The following is an 18,634-nucleotide window of genomic DNA, read 5'->3' as shown; positions in this document are numbered from 1 at the left end:
CGCGCGCAAGCAGCTATTGATTTTATAGCAAAACAACCACAAATTATCCCCGCCATGCCCCTCAATCTTCCCATCACCGACTGGCGAGGCCGCTCCGTCTGGCTGGTCGGTGCCTCCAGTGGCATCGGCGAGGCCACAGCCCACGCGCTGCACGCCGAGGGCGCCAGGGTGTTTGTATCGGCGCGCAATGCCGAAGCGCTGGCGGCATTTGTGCGACGCCACCCGGGCGCAGTAGCCTTGCCGCTGGACGTCGGCAAGCGCGCAGCGGTACATGCGGCCGCGCTGACCGTCAAAAGCGCGGGCCCGCTGGACCTGGTGCTTTACTGCGCCGGCTACTACAAGGAACAGCGCGCCACCGGCTACAGCCTGGACGAGATGCTGCGGCATGACGACATCAACTACCGCGGCGCCCTGCATGTGCTGGACGCGGTGCTGCCCGGCTTTCTGGCGCGCAAGGCGGGCCACATCAGCCTCGTCGGCAGCGTGGCCGGCTACCGCGGCCTGCCCAAAAGCCTGGCCTATGGCCCGACCAAGGCTGCGCTCATCAATCTGGCTGAAACGCTGTACCTGGACCTCAAGGACAGCGGCGTCGGCGTGAGCCTGGTTTGCCCGGGTTTTGTGGAGACACCGCTGACCGCGCAGAACCAGTTCGCCATGCCCGGCCTCATCAAGCCGCCCGAAGCGGCCCAGGCCATGCTCAGCGGCTGGGCCGCCGGCCGCTTTGAGATCCACTTTCCGAAACGTTTCACCCTCTGGATGAAGCTGCTGGGCCTGCTGCCGCGCACGCTGTATTTCCCCTTGATCCGCAAATTCACCGGGCTTTAAGATTGGCCATGACCGAACCTGCCTATCCTGCACCACCCAGCCGGCTCGACGCCCAGGTCGCGCGCGTGGTGGCGTATTTTGAACACCTGTCGCCGGCCGCGCTGGAGCTGCTCGACCAGATTTACACCCCGGGTGTTTACTTCAAGGACCCGTTCAACGAGGTGCGCGGGCTGGCCGAAATGCGCGGCATTTTCAGCCACATGTACGAAGCGCTCGACCAGCCGCGTTTTGTGGTCACCGACACCGTCGCGCAGGGCGACCAGTGCTTCCTGGTATGGAACTTCGAGTTCCACTTCAAGAACTTCGACCGCGCGACCCTGCAGACCGTGCGCGGCAGCTCCCACCTGAAGTTCACCGGCAACGGCCTGGTGGACTTTCACCGCGACTACTGGGATGCGGCGGAGGAGTTGTACGAAAAGCTGCCGGTGGTGGGCGGGTTGATGCGCTGGCTGAAAAAGCGCGCCGGCCAGTGAGCGCCTGCGCCGTTGCTGCTATGGTTTTAATAGCTGCTTGCGCGCACCCTGATTGGGCTTAAGGCCATTTTTATGGCTGAAATGGATCTGTTTCGGGCCTCAAACGGCCCGTGATGCCCCTTGGCACCGCCAACAGAGCCCCAAGATCGCTGGAGGGCCTTTTTTTAGGCGCCAATTGTGCCTTTTAGCCAATAACAGCGCGCGCTGCCAGCTATTAAATACATAGCAAAATCGCAGCGGATGCGGAGAAAATGCCCGCGACCTCAGCCCGGCGGAATGCTTTCCGCGAAGCTCGCCCGCTGCATCAGCTTGTCCTGCAGCTTGGCCAGGTTGGGGTACATCTCGCGCCAGTTGATCTGCGTGAAACGCAGGTCGAGGTACCCCAGCGCGCAGCCGACTGCGACGTCGGACAGGCTGAAGTGAATGCCGCTGCAGAAGGCTTTGTCGCCCAGACCGGTGCTCATGGCCTTGAGGGTGGCTTCGATCTTGCCCATCTGGCGGTCTATCCAGGCGTCGCTACGCTGTTTGGTGCTGCGGCCGCCCCAGGTGGCTTCGAGGCGGGCCAGGATGGCGGCGTCGATCAGGCCGTCGGCCAGCGCTTCCCAGGTTTTGACTTCGGCACGCTCGCGGCCCTGGCCGGGGATGAGCTTGCCGACGGGTGAGAGGGTGTCGAGGTATTCGACGATCACGCGGGAATCAAAGACGGCTTCGCCGCCTTCCATGACCAGGCAGGGCACCTTGCCGAGCGGGTTGGAGGCCTGGATGGTGGTGTTGGCTGCCCAGACATCTTCCAGGACAAACTGGTAGTCGAGCTTTTTTTCGGCCATCACTATGCGCACCTTGCGCACATAGGGGCTGGTAGCGGATCCGATGAGTTTCATGATGATGTGAGATCGTGGTCCGGGGGAAGAGCATTCTATCGAGTAAGCCTATGGCCGGGCTGACGCGGGTGTAACGGGCAGGGCAAGAAGATTCTCAAATATGCACAACTTTTGAGCCCGCCGCACCTGCCTGCGCCCCGGCGGGCGCGGCAGGCGCCAAGCCTACAATTGGGGGATGAGCTCTTCCCCCCCTTTCTCCACGATCAATGCCCTGTCCCCGCTGGACGGCCGCTACGCCAGCAAACTGAACCAGTTACGCCCCCTGATGTCCGAACAGGGCTATATGCACCGCCGGGTCCAGGTGGAAGTGGCGTGGTTCATCGCGCTTTCCGATGCCAAATTTGCCGAATTCAAGCCGCTGAGCCCCGGTGCCCGCACGTATCTGCTGGGCCTGGTGAAAAACTTCTCGGAAGCTGATGCATCGGCCATCAAAGAGATCGAAAAGACCACCAACCACGACGTGAAAGCCGTCGAATACTGGATCAAATCGAAATTCGAAGCCCGGCCGGAGCTGCAGGGCGCCAGCGAATTTGTGCACTTTGCCTGCACCAGCGAGGACATCAACAACACCAGCCACGCGCTGCAGCTTAAAAGCAGCCGCGACCTGGTGGTACTGCCGGCGCTGGACAAGGTCATCGCGCAGCTGCGCGAAATGGCCCACGTGTATGCCGAAGAACCCATGCTGAGCCGCACGCACGGCCAGACGGCCAGCCCGACCACGGTGGGCAAGGAAATCGCCAACGTGGTGGTGCGCCTGGCCAATGCGCGTGACAAGATCGCAGGCGTCAAGCTGATGGCCAAGATGAACGGCGCAGTGGGCAATTACAACGCCCACCTCTCGGCCTGGCCCGACTTCGACTGGGAAGCCTTCAGCCGCAATGTGATCGAAACGCCTGAGCCGCTGGGCCTGGGCCTGACTTTCCAGCCCTACAGCATCCAGATCGAGCCGCACGACTACATGGCCGAGCTGTTTGACGCGGTGGCCCGTACCAACACCATCCTGATCGACCTGGCCCGTGACATCTGGGGCTATGTGAGCGTGGGTTACTTCAAGCAACGCCTGAAGGACGGCGAAATCGGTTCCTCGACCATGCCGCACAAGGTCAACCCGATTGACTTTGAAAACGCCGAGGGCAACCTGGGCCTGGCCAACGCGCTGCTGCGCCACCTGAGCGAAAAGCTGCCGATTTCCCGCTGGCAGCGCGACCTGACCGACTCGACCGTGCTGCGCAACATGGGCGTGGCGCTCGGCTACGCCGTGCTGGCCTATAACTCGATGGGCGTGGGCCTGAACAAGCTCGAACTCAACCGCGAAGCGCTGGGTGATGACCTGAACGCCTCATGGGAAGTGCTGGCCGAACCGATCCAGACGGTGATGCGCCGTTACGGCGTGCAGGGCGCTTACGAAAAGCTGAAGGAAGTCACGCGCGGCAAAACCGTCAAGGCCGAAGACCTGCACGCCCTGATCCGTTCGCTGGAAATTCCTGCAGCAGAAAAAGAGCGCCTGCTGAAAATGACGCCCGGCAGCTATGTCGGCATGGCGGCCGAACTGGCTAAAAGGGTCTAACCCCCGTCCAGGCTCACTGCGTGTAGCCTGTTCCCCCCTGCAAGGGGGCGGCGCCTGGGGCCGGCAAAGCCGGACCCGCGGCCCCCACTGGTGGAATACCCCGTTAGTTACGCCCATCGGACTCTTCAATGGGTGCCGCGGAACCGGCTTTGCCGGGCCGCAGGCACCGTCCCCTGCAAGGGGAAAAGGGCTACACGCAGTGAGCCCGATAGGGGTGTGTCAGTTTTCAGGCCGCAGGCGGGCGGCCCCCTCGGGACGCAGGAAACTACACGAAGTGAGCGACCGTGGGGGCTAGTCCACAATTCCAGCACTGCTCAAACCCGCCCTCGACGACTTCACCACAGGCGCACAGCCAGCGCCGCTGCGGCATGTTCTGCAGGTTGTGGAGCAGCTCGCGGGCGCGGGATTCCTGTTCGTGATGGGTGAGCCAGACTTCGGGCTGGCACTGGTCCGGCGGCAGCTCTCCGGCGACGCTGCCCAGAAAATAACGCTGCACGCTGGCAGCAATACCTGCTTGTTGCAGCACATCGACCCACAGCGCGGCAATGGCGATATTCGGGGCGCGTGTCAGTCTGAGCATGGAGTCAGTGTAGCGGCATCACTATCAAATTCATAGCTGCTTGCGCCCGTCGTGCATGGGCTGCGAGCCTAAATTGCTACATTTTTGGCGTGGCTTCGGGGGCGACAGGCGACGCGTCTTTCTGCGCATCCTTGTCCCTGTTCTCAAGCGCGCGGTCCGCGTAGCGGCCAAACCGCCAGGCCGTGGCCTCCTGCGTAATGCGCCGCCAGGTGCCGCGCTTCTCGGCAGGTGTCATCTCGGGCCAGTGCTGCACTTCGTCAAATGTGCGGCCGCAACCCTTGCACAGGGCGTCCCCCTGGCTGGTCGAGCAAATGGCGATGCAGGGCGTGTCGGCGGTTGTGTCGTACCAGACCCGCCACGCCGCCAGCGCCTTGGGCGGAAAACTTTTTTCGTCGGCCTCGTCCTCATGGTAGAAAACCATGAGCGCATAGACCTCGGCCAGCGCACGCAACTCGGGCGCCAGCGTCACGCCATCGGGTGAAGGTTTTTTGTCACGCCAGTAGTTGATGGCGGCTTCTATGTCGGTAATGTGGATGCCGGGCATGGAACGATGGGTCTAAGTGGGGCTGCCGCTGAGCGGATGAAGCGAGCGTGAGGTGCAGCGCCGGGCCGTTCATTATCGGGCAGACGGGTTGGTCCGCCCGCCATTGGGGAAATTGGCCACATTTCCGCATCAGGCCGGCATGCGGCAAAACCGGGTTGCAAAAAATCTTTTTTTATTGTCAAATAGCCAGACGAAGGGGAGTAACTCCCTCGTTTTGCTGCAATATACGAAAACAGACACCACAGCAAAATCGCTAACAACAAGTCGTCATTACGAAGTTGAATGAAACTTCCGGCTTGTTGGGCATGCAGCGACACTGCATGTCGAGCCAGACCTTCGATTGAAACCTGAACGGGTTTGATCGAGGCATTCCCGGCGTCCATCTACGCCGCTCCAAGGCCACTATCACACCCGCTCCGGTTTCACGAAGCCGGAAATCCGTCGTGCGCCGTCGCGCGGGTTTCCAAGTCGAAACTTGACATGGAGTGTGACGTGGAACTATTTACTGCCCCCTGGTGGTCCGCCCTGCTGGCGATCATCCTCATTGACCTGGTGCTCGCCGGCGACAACGCCATCGTGATTGCCCTGGCTGCCCGCAACCTCCCACCCCAACTGCAGAAAAAAGCCATCGTCTGGGGCACGGTCGGCGCCATTGTGGTCCGCTCGGCCATGACGGTTGGCGTGGTGTGGCTGCTGAAAATCCCCGGCTTGATGCTGSTGGGCGGCCTGGGCCTGCTGTGGATTGCCTACAAGCTGCTGGCAGACCAAGGCAACAAGGAACACGACGGCCCAATTGCCCACACTTTCTGGGGCGCGATGAAAACCATCGTGGTGGCCGACGCACTGATGGGTATCGACAACGTGCTGGGCGTGGCTGGTGCTGCGCACGGCTCGTTTGACCTGGTGGTCATCGGCCTGCTGGTCAGCATCCCTATCGTGGTGTTCGGCAGCACCATGGTGCTCAAGCTGGTGGAACGTTTTCCCGTCATCATCAATATCGGCGCCGCCGTTCTGGCCTTTACCGCCGCCAAGATGATTGTGAGCGAGCAGTTGCTCGACCCTATTTACGGCGGCCCGGGCACCATGCCTTCCGCTGAAACCCTGCACCTTGCCGCGCAGTGGGCGACCTACGCCCTTGCGGTGGCCGGCGTCCTGGGCGCCGGATGGTGGGCCACACGGCGCTCACGGTCACAGGATGCCGACCTGATTCCCCATTGAACCCAGCAACCCGTGGGGGGCGTATGCCCCTCTTTCAGCCAGCAAGCTTCTAAAACGACGACAACTCAAGGAGAACTTTATGGACAACATCATTGTGTACATTGACGATGCCGCATATGCACTGCAGATGCTGCAACCCATGCTGCCGGCCGGCGAGGCCCACAGCCCCACCCGCTGGATCGTGGTCGGCTGCGCGCCCCGCGTGACGCACCGCGTCAGCAAATGGGTGACACACAGTGCGCGCGAAAGCTGGCGCGGCAAGTGGGCCGAGAAGGTATTCGCGCAACTGACACCCCTTCTTCAGAAAGAGGGCAATACCGTGTTGACCCAGCTGGCCCAGACCACCCTGATCACCCAGACCGAGGGTCTGATCAAACAGTATGGCGTCGCACGCGTGCTGGATGCCCGGCGGCCGAAATTCGGCCAGGACATGCAGCCTGTTACGGCAACGCAGGCCCAGGAGAGCCACGGCATTCTGGGTTATGCCACCGCGCTGGCAGGTGCCGGGCTGCTGGTCGCCAGCGACTGACGGCATTACATGAAGTGCTGAGTCCGGGAAAGGGTTTCCCGGGCTTGAACGCTGCCCGGATTGCGCGGCCCTGAGGAAGCCAAAGTCGCAGCGTAGTCCGCGTGTGTTCGTCAAAACACTGGAGGCCGGGCTGGGCAAGGCGGTGGTATTCTTTGCCCATGAAACTCATCCTCAAATGGTTGTTAAGCGCAGCGGCCTTGTTGGCCGTTGCCTATCTCTACCCCGGAGTCATGGTGACCAGCTTCACCGGGGCATTGATTGCAGCAGCGGTACTCGGTGCTCTGAACACTGTGGTGCGGCCTATCCTGGTTTTGCTGACATTGCCCGTGACGCTGGTGACGTTGGGTTTGTTCCTGTTCGTCATCAACGCACTGATGTTCTGGGCTGCGGCTGGTCTGATCGACAGCCTGAAGGTCACGGGCTTTACCGCCGCGCTGATCGGCTCACTGATTTATTCCGTGCTGCAGCTAGCGATCGACTTTGTCCTGGAGCGCCTGCTCTTTAACAAGTAGTTCCGTTTGGCGGGTCCGCGTGTCGATGATCGACCCCTCGACATAGTCGGCACTGCCGGGATTGCTACGCATCATTCCCTGCGCCGCCTTGAAACGGTCCAGTGCTGCTGGATAGTCCATCTGGGCGGCGCGGCTTTCAGCGTCGGCGCGAATTGCCTGAACCTGCTTGTTTTGCTTGCCATACGCGACCGCAAGCAGTTGCCAGGCCATCGCATCCTTGGGGTGCACCGTCACCCAGCCTTGCAGGCGGCTTGAAACTTCCGGCGCACGGTTCGCGGCCATCAGGGACTGGGACTGTAACAACACCTCCGCGCGAGATGTCGCCCTGGAAATATCGGCAGCTGCCGCCGTCGGTGGCACCACGCCGGCCATCAAATCAAGTTCAACAGCCAGCAAATCCGCCGCATTGGCGGCTTGCGGTGCCCCCCCTGCAAGCGGCCTCAATCGCTCCAGCAGGCTTTTGGCCGTAGCGAAATCACGCAATCGGGCCGCTGCAAAAGCGCCACCATAGAGGACACCGGCATCTCGCACGTTATCGGCAGTGGGAAGCGGCTGCAATACGGCAACAGGACCGGCGTGGCGTTGGGCTTCCGCCACCATGGAGCGCAGCACATCAACGCCGGGGGCGGCCAGGATGCGTGCCCTCGATGCCATCATGGCGTGCAGCAAACGGGCCTTGCCGGCCTCGACTTCTTTTTCGCGCGTGGGCTTTGCCGCTTCCGTGGAAGACAGTTGTACGCGCGCGCGCGCTTCGGCGATCCGCTCGGTCGTCAACGGATGCGACCTCAGGTAAGGAAAGGCGCCATTGTCATTGAGGCGCGAGGCCTGCTGCAGCTTCTCGAACATGGCCGACACACCGCGGCTTTCAAAACCTGCGTCGGTCATGACCCCGAAACCCACACGATCAGCTTCACGCTCCATGTCCCTGGAGAAATTGAGCTGGTTCTGCATCGCCACCGCTTGCCCGCCCACCACGGCGGCGCTTCCTGCGTTGCTGCTCTTCCCGGCGGCCAGCACGCCAAGGATCATGGCAGCGATCATCCAGGGGGTCTGGCGTGATTGCTGGGTCAGCATGCGCGCAATATGCCGCTGGGTGACATGGCTCAGCTCGTGGCCCATCACCGCGGCCATCTCATCGGCGCTTCCTACTGCAGCCAACAGGCCCAGGTGCACGCCGAAATAACCTCCGGGCAAGGCAAAGGCATTGATGCTGCGGTCACGGATCAGGAAAACTTGCCAGGCAAAGCGCTCTTCAAGCTCGGCATTGAGCTCGCCCCTGGCCCTTGCCGCGGCTACGAGCGGCAGCCAGATGCCCTGGAGGTAATCACCGAGCACCGGGTCATCAATGTAGTCCGGGTCACGGTAGATGCTGACGGCAATGCGGTCACCAATGCGGCGCTCCGCCGCTGCCGCGAGGTCGGAGGTCTCTCCCAGCGACGGCAATGAACCCGTGGTTCCTCCCGCCACACCAATGGGCGCTTGGGCTAGCGAAGCATTGCCGGAAGCCACGAATACAAGACCGGCCAGCGCAAGCCGGGTCAGGATCAGTCGCGGCCTCATCGACATAGCTCGCCTAGAAGGAGTCAATGGGTGCAAATGCGAGTACCTCTGCAGTTTTGGCGTCGACGAAGACTGTCCAGAAAGTCTGCCGGCCCACCATGGGAACGTAGCCGACGGTTTCGGACGAACGCGACGGCAATTGCGATTTCAACGCAGCGTCGATTTCGGCCACGCGTTCTGGGAACCTGGTTTTCAATTCGGCCAGGGGGCGGCTCGCGCGGACGACCTGGGTTTGTGCCTTTTGGTAGCCTTGCCACAATGCCGGCTGCGCACTCAGTGCCGAACCCTGTACTGCGGCCATGGTAGCGTCAAAGCTTTCTTTGGAGTCTTTGAACTCACGTATTGACAGTAACGTGGGCCCAGTGAGCGGCAGCTGCTGGAACTCGGCAGGCGCCTGGGGCAACGCCTCGGGCGGGATATCCACGGCATGCACTACGCGGAATCGGTCCAGCTCAAAGACCAAGTGCACGGGGCGCGCCAGCAGCATGGTCCACAAGCCATAGGCAAGAGCCGCCACTTGCAGCAGGCCGATGACGGTGAGGTCCCGGCGCAGTACCTTATTGGATTTTCTCCGGTCGAAAATTGCCAGCGTCAATAAAGGCCCCATGACCACATCCACAGCAACCAGCAGCAAAAACAGCTCACGGCCGCCCGATATTTCCCGATAGGGATAGGGGTACCAGACTTCAAAGACGAGGGCTGCCGCCAATAGCGCAACAGCCAGGCTTGCAGCCAGATGAATGCCGGCAGCCAGAAACCGGCTCTTTAAAAGGCTTTGCGTGCTAGACATGCTCTTATGATGGGGGTTGGTTGTAAAGGTTTTGTAACGGTATGACAACGACTTCACCGCTGACCCATTTTGACGTGAACGGCCAGGCCCACATGGTTGACGTGGGCGCCAAAGCTGCGACCCATCGCATCGCAATTGCGCAAGGGAAAATTGCCATGAAACCGTCCACGTTGGCGCTGATTTTAGAGGGCACGGCAAAAAAAGGCGATGTACTGGGTGTCGCGAGGATCGCCGGCATTATGGCGGCAAAACGCACCAGCGATTTGATTCCTCTGTGTCATCCACTGGCATTGAGCCGGGTGTCCATCGATTTCGAGCCCGATGTGGCGAACGCCCGCGTTGCCTGTGTAGCAAGCGTGGAAACTGTGGGCCCGACCGGGGTGGAAATGGAGGCGCTGACGGCAGTACAGATAGCCTTGCTCACGATCTACGACATGTGCAAGGCGGCGGATCGGGGAATGACCATTACCGACGTGCGCCTTCTTGAAAAGCATGGCGGGAAATCGGGGCACTTTGTCAACACTTGAGCGAAGGTACAGCGGAAAAGGCGGCTGCGCGAGGAGCCTCACAACCTTACCCTACACCGTTGCCGGTTAGGAAATGAGGAAGATCCGGGATGCCGCTTGTCAACGCATCCTTCATGTTGCGCAAGGACAGAAGCTTCGCTCCCAACACTGACTCAGAGTATTGAGCGGCGTCCCCGAGAGCAGCCCATGCAACTGCGCCAACCCGTCGTTCTCATACAGCAGCTCGCCGCGTTATCGTGCCGGGCAACGCTGCAGAGGCTCGTCAAAGTGGTGCCGCAAACCAGCCGGCCAATAGAGGTGCGATCACCTCAGCCCGGAAGAAGGCCGGATTGAAGCGTATTCATTTGCTTCCATCGGGAGTATTCCTCCGGAAATGCCGCTCGATAACGCGCGAGATGCATCAGGGCCTCATCGTCACGGCCCAGCATGACCGCGCTCTCAATGACTTTTTCAATCACCCGGGGTTCTGGTGAATAGTGGAGCAACTCTGACGCAAGGGAATTGATCGCCTCCGCATTCCCGACCGTCAAAGCTGTAACACTCAACTCCGCAAAAAACACCTGATTCTGAAAAAACCCGGCTCCCCGGATTTTTTCCAGGGTATTTTCGCGGTAAGCCGGACTCCGCTCAGAAGGCGGTAGATAGATCTGGCTGACCCGGTGATAGCTATTGACGGCGTACACCAGCGCCGCGATTGAAAGCGCCGCCAGCAGGGTTTGAGTAAGCAATACGCGTCGGCGTCCGTTGCTTTTTACCGCCCATCCGGGGAGGCTTGTGGCCTTTGCGGTTGCCGTGCCACCCGGCGAAGAGGTTATCCACAACAAGCCCAGGCACAGCCCGAAGCTTATTTGGAACGGGCCATACCAAAGGGGATACTCCAGCATACTGTGAAGCAGGATGACCAAGATGACCCCCCACGCCAGCTGACGGGTGGGGTCGGTGTCGCGCCACGGCTTGGCCCGGTAGACCAGCCATGCACAACCTGCACAGATCACAACGGCTGCCGGAACGCCCAGTTCGACAGCAAGATGCAGCGGAAGGTTGTGTGCGTTGTCCAGGATTTCACAGAAACGGGGCCCCTGATACAAATGAATGTAATGCGCGTAGTCCAGCTCATTGAGCCCCCAGCCCAGCCACGGCCTGTTCGCAATCAGCTCCAGCACGTTTGACCACAGCACCATCCGGCTGCTGCAGCCACCCTCGCCCGCAATGCGGCCGAAGACATTATTTCCTACCGCACCACTGACAAGCTGCAGCAACCAGGGCAAGGACAGTGCCGAGATAAAGTAGGCCACAACCGCCCACAGACACAACTCCAGCAGCCGTGAGCGCCCGGGAGGTTTCCAAAACCATATGAGTGCAGTGATGAGAAGTAGCTGCAGAAGCCCTGTTCTCGATGCTGAGGCAGCATTGCCCGCAGCGAGCAACACCGCCATCGGCACGGCCGAGACACGCATCCGGCCATGAGCCGCGAACCACAGCAACGCAAGCAATCCAATATTGGTCAGGGATGCGAACTGATTGCGTTGCCGTAAGTTGGCAAACGCCTCGCCGACAGGTGACACATTCACCCAAGGCGCCAACGGCGAAGCCAGGTTGAAATACTGGCACAGCCCGATTGCGCAGCTTGACAATGCCGCAATAAGCCAAACCCAGCAAATCGCTCGCCGGCATCCGAAGCCGTAGCCACTTGCCCACAATGCAGCAGCACCAATGCAGCACATGGCGCCTGCGAGCAGCATCATGTCTTGCCACGGACGTGTTCCCCCGCCTGATAAAGAAACCCAGAAGAGGAAGAGCATTCCCGCAAGCCCTGCCTTGAGCAACAGGCCACGCTCCGCATTCCCTCCAGCCAGGAGAAGAGCGCCGCAAATCCACGATATTGCCAGCGGCACAACAGCCGGGCTAGGCCCGCCGGCAAAGGGGTTTAACCAGGTCACCAGCATGAGCATGACGGCAAGGCCGGACATGCCGCACAGCACCTTTTTTTCCATTCCCGTCTCAAGCATGAATGGGCCGTCGCCGGAAGCGCAGTTCAAACTGGCTGCTTTGATTGGCTCGACGGGCCTGCGCCACACACGAGCTACGCACTGATCGCTTGTACCCCATCTAGCTGGCCGCGCGTCCGTAGCAGGCTTGCTCAAAAGTCGCTGTCGCTTTAGGCACCGGTACGGGGTTTTGAAGGTATTCCACCAATTGACGCGCCACAGGTAGTTTGCTGCCCATCAACGCGTTCTTGAAAGAGTCCACTTGCCCGTTGCTCATTCTCCAGACGATATAGAGAATCCATTTCGCCTCGTCGATCCTTCCGGATTGAGCCAGCGCCAATATGGTGGAGTTTTGAAACCAGATCTCCGTCATTACGCAGCCGATTGCAGCCGCGCGCTTGAGATGGGATTCGTAATTTGTTTCGCTCACTGTTTCGAGCTGAAGGCCCGGAAAATCTGCGTAGCGGCGGAACCAGAAGACGCGTTCGGCATCTTTCAATCTTTCGGCCTGGGTACTAACCAGGCCGGGAGCGTAAACCGGCGTCAAAAGATAGTAGTCGCGGTTCATCGATAAGGTAACGCCCAGCACTGAGATTCCGGCAAGTACGGCCGCCATGCGTACAGCCTTCGGCGCGGGCGTTCTTTCCCCGCAATTGCCGGGGTCCGACAGATCGGCGTCAGACCGAGCCGCGCCTGGGCGCCGGCTGCATGTCAGGGTACCGAGTAACCAGCATGCCGGCAGCAGGAAATACGCGTACCACAAAGGAAACTCGACCAGTGAATGAATCAATAGGCACCCAAGGCAAACAAACGCTAAAAATCCGTAACTGGTCGCGAAAAGGCCTCGGGCTCGCCACAGTACCCACGCGATCAAGCTGAAGAACAGAATCGCAACGGGCAAACCAAAATCGAACGCCAGCTGCAGGAGGAGATTGTGGGAATGAGACATGCCGACTCCCACCTCGATACCGGCGCCACCCAGGAAAAATGTAGCGGAATATCGCAGTATTCCGTTGCCCGCCCAAAGATGTTCCATCACCATAAGTGCAGTCTGGCGCCACGCGGCAGAGCGCATACCAAGCCCTTCCGAAGAAGTCTGTGCCAGCTTCTGAACACCGAAAAACTCGGCCCCGCCGGACCTGCTCACAAGAAAAAGCACTAGCCAGATCGCACCCACAAGCGCAATCGGAAAAACCGCTTTGACAAGACCTCGACGGTCGCGAAAGGACGATGCCGCCATGCACATGGATATGAAGAAGACCTGCAATAGCGCTGTCCGGGAACCGGTGGTGGTGATGCCAAAGATCACGACTAGGCTCAACAAGGACCAAAGCCACGTACGGATGCTGCCGGTGCGTTGAAGAAAAACCAGAGCGACCAGGCCCAGATTCAGGAAAGTGCCCTGGTGATTGGGCTGCCGGATAAATCCAAAAGTTCGACCGGCATCACTGACCGGGGAGATGAGCAGCCAGCGGGCGTCAAGCTCGAAATATTGCGCGGCAGATGCAAATGCAGCAAGGGTCGCAGCGATGGCGAGACCTTTGGCACTCGCCTGAAACCAGTTCATGGCGTGCTCTCCGGCGCATGCCGCATGTCCTGCCCCCACGGACAAGCCAGCACAAACAAGGTATCCAAACACCACAAGGTAAGCGTCCATTTGCTGCCGCCCGAATGCAGCATACTGAAGCAGCGCCACCGCGAAAAGCAGCACGAAAGCCCCCACAGCCGCCAGAAATTCCACCCGTCTCTCGATGAGAAAGACGGCATCGGCGCCCAGGAGAATCAACATCAACGCCAGACCGGTCACGCATAGCGCCTCGGCTGTGAAGTTCGTCAACGGGATGGTGCCGTAGCCAACCAGTGCCGGCAGTCCAAAAACAATGAACCCCACGAGGTAGATCAACCACACCCGTTGTTCTTGCGCCCGCACCGTCATTTTTCTGTCCACTTCATGCAAAAGCCTACATTTGAGCTGGCCACATTCTGACCGCTTTTCTTGCGCCCACAAAAAAAGGCACCCGGAGGTGCCTTTTTACAGACAGGAAGACCTATCAGTTGCCGCGGCATGAACCTGGCAAATACTTGACTGGCGTACCGGAAGCCGTGCTCGGGCCGCAGATCCACTGCTTGACCAGGGAACCGGCTGCCAGCGTACCACCTGCTGGATCGGAAGGAACCAAGGCAATCCAGGTGCTGCCGATCGTGGAGTCATTGATGGTATCCGACACTTGAACGCTGACGGTGCCAGTTGCGTTGGTCTGGATACGGTTGACATACTTGCTCGTCGACACTGTCGACTCGCAGCCCCATGAACCAGCCGTTGGCAGGCTCGAAGCGGACTGGAAGGTTTCAGTAATGGACGTGCGGCAAGCAGAAGCAGCAAGAATCACTTCAGACAGCTTGGCGCGCTTGGTGTAATCCTGATAAGCAGGCAGAGCCACCGCAGCCAGAATACCGATAATCGCCACGACGATCATCAATTCGATCAGGGTAAAACCCTTTTGCATAGAACGCTTCATAAAAACTCCTTGGTTGAAAAAACTAGCTCGTCTTAACTGCAGTTTTTGTGCCACGTTAAAGAGCCTTCTTTTTCGTGATTTTTGGACCGTAAAAGGCGACCAGCTTACCTTTTTGACTCATGACACTGAATCCAATGACATTTTTGTCATTTGATGCAGACCGATCGGACCATCTTCAGGTCCGTCAGGCCCATAAGTACTTTTTCCATTCCGTCCATCTTGAGTGTGCGCATGCCGCTGTTGACAGCACTTGCAAAAAGCTCCGCTACGCGGGCGCGTTCCTGGATCAGTTTTTTGGCGGCATCGTCAGCAATCATGAGTTCATGCAAACCAACGCGGCCCTTGTAACCGGTTTTGTTGCACTTGTCGCAGCCAACCGCACGGTACAAAGTCAGTTTGTCATCCTTGCCGTAACGCTCCATCCAGTCCTCGAAAAGCTTTTGTGACTCCCCACCAGGATCGGCTTTCCAGGCTTCGGTATGGCGCAATTCTTCGGAATATTCCTTGATGAAATCCTTGATCTCCTGCGAACTCGGTTGATAGGCCTYTTTGCAGTCGCAGAGTTTTTTGGCCAGGCGTTGGGCCAGGATACCCAGCAACGCATCTGCAAAATTAAAGGGGTCCATGCCCATGTCCAGCAAGCGCGTGATGGATTCAGGGGCCGAATTGGTATGCAGTGTCGAGAAAACCATGTGGCCCGTCAGCGATGCCTCAACCCCCATGGCCACAGTTTCCTTGTCTCGCGATTCTCCGACCATGATGATGTCCGGATCAGCTCGCAGGAAAGCACGCATGACCAGTGCGAAGTCGATACCCGCCTTCCTGTTAATCTGGACTTGGCGCAAACCCTTCTGTGTAATTTCCACAGGATCTTCGGCAGTCCAGATTTTGGTATCAGGAGTGTTGAGGAATTTGAGGATGGAGTGCAGCGTTGTAGTCTTGCCTGAGCCAGTAGGCCCGCATACATAAAAAAGACCATAGGGCTTTGAGACGGTCTTCTCCAGTCGCTCCTTGTTGTGCGCGGTCAGCCCGAGTTTTTCAAGTGGGATCGGCTCACCTGCGGCAAGAATCCGCATGACCACGTCCTCCACACCACCGGCGGATGGAATCGTGGCGACCCGAAGCTCGATGTCCAGTGGGCCGTATTTCTTGAACTTGATCTTCCCATCTTGCGGTTTGCGCTTTTCAGAGATATCCAGGTCGCACATGATCTTGAGGCGTGTGACCATGGCTTGGCGAAACTGCGCCGGCACTTCAATATAGGGCTGCAAGGTACCGTCAATGCGAAACCGGATACCGGTTTTGGCTTTTCCGGGCATCGGCTCGATGTGGATGTCCGAAACCTTCTGGTTGTATGCGTCAATGATGACCTTGTTGACAAACTTGACCAGCTCGTTGTCTGCTGCGGCGGACTCCAGCGAAGAGTCGTCATTCGACTCACCCTCTAGTGGGGAGTCCATGTCTGCAAGCAGTTGGTCAATGGTGCTACTGTCTGCAACCATCCCGAAAAGCTGCCCCAGGGTTTCCTCAAATTCCGTCTGGGTTGTAACGCGGTAGGAAAATTTTGAGACGCGGGAAAACACCTGCGGAACCACGCGAGCTCCCCGCACTGCCTCCGGATCCACACACATGATCACAAGGCCCTCGGTAGTTTCCTCCAGCGGAATCCAACCCTGCTGCTCAATAAAATCCCGTTTTAACGCACCATGCAACATCTCCGAGCGAATTCGCCCGGCATTGAATGCTTCGTAGGGAACACCGAAAAACTTGGCAAGCGAGGCACCAATCTGAGTCGGCCGAATGTGGAAGTTGGCCATGAGCATATGCTCGACAGATTGACCTTCTTCCCGGGCCTGAAGGATGCATTGCTGCAATTCTTCCTGGGAGAGCACACCTTCCGTGACCAGACCGTCGTACTTTGTAGCTTTGCGCCTTTGGCTGTCCCCAGCTTTCTGCATTCGCTGGCGGATGGCAATACCCAGGGTCTTGCAAAGCTGCAGCGCACCGTCTTCCTCAAGCTTTCCGAAGGGCTGATCGCTGCGGTTGTTGATAACCTGCAGGACGCCATACAAAGTGTCCCCATCCATGACGGGRGCCACCAGCATCTGTTTTGTTCTGTATCCCGAGCGTTTGTCGACTTCCTGGAGAAAGCTCAAGGCAGGATGGATTTTCTTCAGTGTCTCCTCATCGTAGACGTCCGCAATATTCACCATTTGGCGAGCCATCGCGACATAACCCGCAATGCTTTGTGCACTGACCGGGAGTTTCAGGTCACGGCTGGTATTGAGCCCAGTCTTGACCTTGGAAACAATGGAGCTGCGATCTTCGTTCACGGCATAAAGCGTCAGCCGGTCCGCATTAAAAAGCTTGCAGATGTCCTGGCTGGCCTCGAGCATGATCTGCTCAACATTTTCCGTCTCATGAATTCGATTGGTAACCAGCTGAAGTTGCCGGAAATACAGCGCCTCAAAAGTAACGCCGCGCTCCTGGGGAGGCAGCATCTGGGAGTCAAAAAATTCGTCCTCAGGATCACGTTGCAACACGGCGCTCATAGTTCAAACTCCTGGCCCGCCCTCAACCACCGAATGTCATGCGACACATTCGGACCAAACGGGCGGGTTTGGTCAAAACGCTGTATCTCGGCCATGATCAGGTCAGTTTCAGCTGGCTTCGTGTGGGTTATATAGATGGGATAACTGTTTCCTCGCTCAATGCAATCGAGTTCATCGGCAAGAGCATGGGGAGAAAGGTGGAGGCTTCGCTTGGCCAGGTCGCGCTCGCGATTGCTGAACGCAGTCTCGATAACCAGCATGGCAACCCTTACTTGATTGATACGGGCCCATAAAGCCGGGTTTTGCTCGGTGTCACCCGTGAACACCCAATAGCCCTTTCCTGTGGCTACCGCGTAGCCTGCTGCAGGAACGGTGTGCACGGCTGGCAGCACCTCTATTTGCTTGCCGGCCAATAACAGGGTTTGCCCGACCTCCAGTGGATGAAAACTGATGAATGGCGCCTCGGCGCTGGGAATTCGGGAAAAATCAGGCCAGATAGTGTTATTGAAAATATGCGCCTTCAGCGCATCGATCGTTCCCTGCAAGGCGTGAATCTGTATGGGTGTTGTACGACGGGCAGCAATGGCATCTACCATCAATGGCAGAGCGGCTACGTGATCGAGGTGCGAGTGCGTCAACAACACATGGTCCACGCCAGCCATCTCATCCAGCGTGAGGTCCCCCACTCCTGTTCCGGCATCGACCAGCAAGTCATGGTCGAGCAAAAAAGACGTGGTTCGGCAGTCTTTAGCAATGGCTCCCGAGCAGCCGAGTACACGTACTTTCATGTGGTTTTCCGGTTGGCCTTGACTTGGAGGGTTTGCTATTTGGTTTCGAAATTGGTTGCGCCATCCCATTCCGGATCAAAAGGCAACAGTCTCATGGAGGCTACACGCTCTGCGTACAGCTGGTAAAGGAACTTTTTGCCATTTATCCGATGTAAATTGAGTAATTGCACGTCGCATTGATCCCAATCCTGAGCACGATAGGCTTTAAGTGCCATGCCCCAGGCTTTCAGTTCCGCGGCGGTGTCCTTGTCGATTCGATCCACTGGCGCCAACGGCCAGAAAATGGACACCGCCTGATCCTTGCCTTTTACACGAACTTTGTCCAATTCTTGCCACGCAAAATCGTTCGCCTGTTTTCGCGTGGACTCGCTGACCACAATGTCGACCCCGTAGGTTTTGGACAGCCCTTCCAGCCGCGACCCCAGGTTCACAGAGTCGCCTATCACGGTGTAACTGCGGCGGATATCGGAACCCATGTCGCCAACGCACATCGTGCCGGTGTTGATCCCGATGCCTATCCCAATCTCGGGTAAACCCTTGATTTTGTGCTCCTCGTTGATCTTTCTGACTGCATTCGACATCTCAAGCGCCGTTTTAACTGCTAGTCCAGCATGATCCTGCGTATCGACGGGGGCACCCCAAAACGCCATCACACAGTCACCCATGTATTTGTCAATCGTGCCCCGATTGCTACGAATCAGATCTGTCAACCGGCTGAAAACACTGTTCAGCAATGCCTGCAACTGGGTTGGCTCCATCGACTCTGACATTTTGGTAAAAC

Annotated in this window: 18 protein-coding genes; 7 read left to right on the top strand and 11 right to left on the bottom strand. The window is 58.5% G+C overall.

Features of this window, described 5'->3' with window-relative positions; genetic code table 11:
* Positions 1–54: 54 nt before the first annotated feature.
* Positions 55–825, top strand: coding sequence for an SDR family NAD(P)-dependent oxidoreductase (locus tag AC1D0Z_RS03140; protein WP_477656783.1), 771 nt, complete (start codon positions 55–57; stop codon positions 823–825).
* 8 nt (positions 826–833) lie between these two features.
* Complete coding sequence (locus AC1D0Z_RS03135) at positions 834–1,298, top strand: nuclear transport factor 2 family protein (RefSeq protein WP_477656782.1); 465 nt, start codon at positions 834–836, stop codon at positions 1,296–1,298.
* Between the two features lie 263 nt (positions 1,299–1,561).
* On the opposite strand, the gene AC1D0Z_RS03130 is transcribed toward AC1D0Z_RS03135, so the two are convergent.
* The gene (locus AC1D0Z_RS03130) at positions 1,562–2,179 is read right to left on the bottom strand and encodes a glutathione S-transferase family protein (protein ID WP_477656781.1); all 618 of its coding nucleotides are present in this window, start codon (positions 2,177–2,179) and stop codon (positions 1,562–1,564) included.
* A gap of 175 nt (positions 2,180–2,354) precedes the next feature.
* Between AC1D0Z_RS03130 and purB the strand changes: the two genes are divergently transcribed.
* Positions 2,355–3,746 carry an adenylosuccinate lyase gene (gene purB / locus AC1D0Z_RS03125; RefSeq protein WP_477656780.1) on the top strand — a complete coding sequence of 464 codons (1,392 nt, stop codon included), beginning with the start codon at positions 2,355–2,357 and terminating at the stop codon, positions 3,744–3,746.
* 265 nt (positions 3,747–4,011) lie between these two features.
* On the opposite strand, the gene AC1D0Z_RS03120 is transcribed toward purB, so the two are convergent.
* Together AC1D0Z_RS03120 and AC1D0Z_RS03115 are read right to left on the bottom strand one after the other, a co-directional pair.
* Positions 4,012–4,326 carry a DUF2007 domain-containing protein gene (locus tag AC1D0Z_RS03120; protein WP_477656779.1) on the bottom strand — a complete coding sequence of 105 codons (315 nt, stop codon included), beginning with the start codon at positions 4,324–4,326 and terminating at the stop codon, positions 4,012–4,014.
* A 76-nt stretch (positions 4,327–4,402) separates the two neighbouring features.
* Entirely contained in the window at positions 4,403–4,870 is a 468-nt protein-coding gene (locus AC1D0Z_RS03115) for a DUF3717 domain-containing protein (RefSeq protein WP_477656778.1), read from the bottom strand.
* Between the two features lie 492 nt (positions 4,871–5,362).
* Between AC1D0Z_RS03115 and AC1D0Z_RS03110 the strand changes: the two genes are divergently transcribed.
* The 3 genes from AC1D0Z_RS03110 (at position 5,363) to AC1D0Z_RS03100 (ending at position 7,129) form a co-directional block, all read left to right on the top strand.
* Positions 5,363–6,088, top strand: coding sequence for a TerC family protein (locus AC1D0Z_RS03110; protein WP_477656777.1), 726 nt, complete (start codon positions 5,363–5,365; stop codon positions 6,086–6,088).
* A 79-nt stretch (positions 6,089–6,167) separates the two neighbouring features.
* Positions 6,168–6,617 carry a hypothetical protein gene (locus AC1D0Z_RS03105; protein ID WP_477656776.1) on the top strand — a complete coding sequence of 150 codons (450 nt, stop codon included), beginning with the start codon at positions 6,168–6,170 and terminating at the stop codon, positions 6,615–6,617.
* Between the two features lie 158 nt (positions 6,618–6,775).
* Positions 6,776–7,129, top strand: a complete 354-nt coding sequence (locus AC1D0Z_RS03100; protein ID WP_477656775.1) for a phage holin family protein — start codon at positions 6,776–6,778, stop codon at positions 7,127–7,129.
* Here the strand turns inward: AC1D0Z_RS03100 and AC1D0Z_RS03095 are convergent.
* Both AC1D0Z_RS03095 and tfpZ read right to left on the bottom strand, forming a co-directional pair.
* Positions 7,085–8,689 carry a M48 family metallopeptidase gene (locus AC1D0Z_RS03095; RefSeq protein WP_477656774.1) on the bottom strand — a complete coding sequence of 535 codons (1,605 nt, stop codon included), beginning with the start codon at positions 8,687–8,689 and terminating at the stop codon, positions 7,085–7,087. The genes AC1D0Z_RS03100 and AC1D0Z_RS03095 overlap by 45 nt on opposite strands.
* 13 nt (positions 8,690–8,702) lie before the next feature.
* A complete protein-coding gene (gene tfpZ / locus AC1D0Z_RS03090) occupies positions 8,703–9,479 on the bottom strand; it encodes a TfpX/TfpZ family type IV pilin accessory protein (protein WP_477656773.1) in 777 nt (258 codons plus the stop codon).
* Positions 9,480–9,520: 41 nt separating this feature from the next.
* Between tfpZ and moaC the strand changes: the two genes are divergently transcribed.
* A complete protein-coding gene (gene moaC / locus AC1D0Z_RS03085; RefSeq protein WP_477656772.1) occupies positions 9,521–10,006 on the top strand; it encodes a cyclic pyranopterin monophosphate synthase MoaC in 486 nt (161 codons plus the stop codon).
* A gap of 308 nt (positions 10,007–10,314) precedes the next feature.
* Here the strand turns inward: moaC and AC1D0Z_RS03080 are convergent, their stop codons facing one another.
* From AC1D0Z_RS03080 to AC1D0Z_RS03055, 6 genes are all read right to left on the bottom strand, one after another.
* Complete coding sequence (locus tag AC1D0Z_RS03080; protein WP_477656771.1) at positions 10,315–12,045, bottom strand: PglL family O-oligosaccharyltransferase; 1,731 nt, start codon at positions 12,043–12,045, stop codon at positions 10,315–10,317.
* Positions 12,046–12,115: 70 nt separating this feature from the next.
* On the bottom strand, positions 12,116–13,930 hold the full coding sequence (locus AC1D0Z_RS03075; RefSeq protein ID WP_477656770.1) for a PglL family O-oligosaccharyltransferase: 1,815 nt from the start codon (positions 13,928–13,930) through the stop codon (positions 12,116–12,118).
* Between the two features lie 115 nt (positions 13,931–14,045).
* On the bottom strand, positions 14,046–14,513 hold the full coding sequence (locus AC1D0Z_RS03070) for a pilin (RefSeq protein ID WP_477656769.1): 468 nt from the start codon (positions 14,511–14,513) through the stop codon (positions 14,046–14,048).
* 146 nt (positions 14,514–14,659) lie between these two features.
* Positions 14,660–17,065, bottom strand: a complete 2,406-nt coding sequence (locus AC1D0Z_RS03065; RefSeq protein ID WP_477656768.1) for a GspE/PulE family protein — start codon at positions 17,063–17,065, stop codon at positions 14,660–14,662.
* Positions 17,062–17,853 carry a 3',5'-cyclic-nucleotide phosphodiesterase gene (locus tag AC1D0Z_RS03060; RefSeq protein ID WP_477656767.1) on the bottom strand — a complete coding sequence of 264 codons (792 nt, stop codon included), beginning with the start codon at positions 17,851–17,853 and terminating at the stop codon, positions 17,062–17,064. The genes AC1D0Z_RS03065 and AC1D0Z_RS03060 overlap by 4 nt, the downstream gene beginning before the upstream one ends.
* A gap of 35 nt (positions 17,854–17,888) precedes the next feature.
* A partial coding sequence (locus AC1D0Z_RS03055) for an adenylate/guanylate cyclase domain-containing protein (RefSeq protein ID WP_477656766.1) occupies positions 17,889–18,634 on the bottom strand: 746 nt, incomplete at its 5' end.

The sequence above is a fragment of the Polaromonas sp. P1_E3 genome, from assembly GCF_056405935.1.
Note: the sequence above shows the minus strand (reverse complement) of the source record. Positions and strands in the feature narration are given on the sequence as shown.

Bases quoted from the DNA above. Each gene is read 5' to 3' on its own strand.
- AC1D0Z_RS03120 (WP_477656779.1), bottom strand. From the start codon at position 4,326: ATGCTCAGACTGACACGCGCCCCGAATATCGCCATTGCCGCGCTGTGG.
- AC1D0Z_RS03130 (WP_477656781.1), bottom strand. From the start codon at position 2,179: ATGAAACTCATCGGATCCGCTACCAGCCCCTATGTGCGCAAGGTGCGC.
- AC1D0Z_RS03075 (WP_477656770.1), bottom strand. From the start codon at position 13,930: ATGACGGTGCGGGCGCAAGAACAACGGGTGTGGTTGATCTACCTCGTG.
- purB (WP_477656780.1), top strand. From the start codon at position 2,355: ATGAGCTCTTCCCCCCCTTTCTCCACGATCAATGCCCTGTCCCCGCTG.
- AC1D0Z_RS03070 (WP_477656769.1), bottom strand. From the start codon at position 14,513: ATGAAGCGTTCTATGCAAAAGGGTTTTACCCTGATCGAATTGATGATC.
- AC1D0Z_RS03095 (WP_477656774.1), bottom strand. From the start codon at position 8,689: ATGAGGCCGCGACTGATCCTGACCCGGCTTGCGCTGGCCGGTCTTGTA.
- AC1D0Z_RS03135 (WP_477656782.1), top strand. From the start codon at position 834: ATGACCGAACCTGCCTATCCTGCACCACCCAGCCGGCTCGACGCCCAG.
- AC1D0Z_RS03105 (WP_477656776.1), top strand. From the start codon at position 6,168: ATGGACAACATCATTGTGTACATTGACGATGCCGCATATGCACTGCAG.
- AC1D0Z_RS03115 (WP_477656778.1), bottom strand. From the start codon at position 4,870: ATGCCCGGCATCCACATTACCGACATAGAAGCCGCCATCAACTACTGG.
- AC1D0Z_RS03060 (WP_477656767.1), bottom strand. From the start codon at position 17,853: ATGAAAGTACGTGTACTCGGCTGCTCGGGAGCCATTGCTAAAGACTGC.
- AC1D0Z_RS03140 (WP_477656783.1), top strand. From the start codon at position 55: ATGCCCCTCAATCTTCCCATCACCGACTGGCGAGGCCGCTCCGTCTGG.
- AC1D0Z_RS03100 (WP_477656775.1), top strand. From the start codon at position 6,776: ATGAAACTCATCCTCAAATGGTTGTTAAGCGCAGCGGCCTTGTTGGCC.
- moaC (WP_477656772.1), top strand. From the start codon at position 9,521: ATGACAACGACTTCACCGCTGACCCATTTTGACGTGAACGGCCAGGCC.
- tfpZ (WP_477656773.1), bottom strand. From the start codon at position 9,479: ATGTCTAGCACGCAAAGCCTTTTAAAGAGCCGGTTTCTGGCTGCCGGC.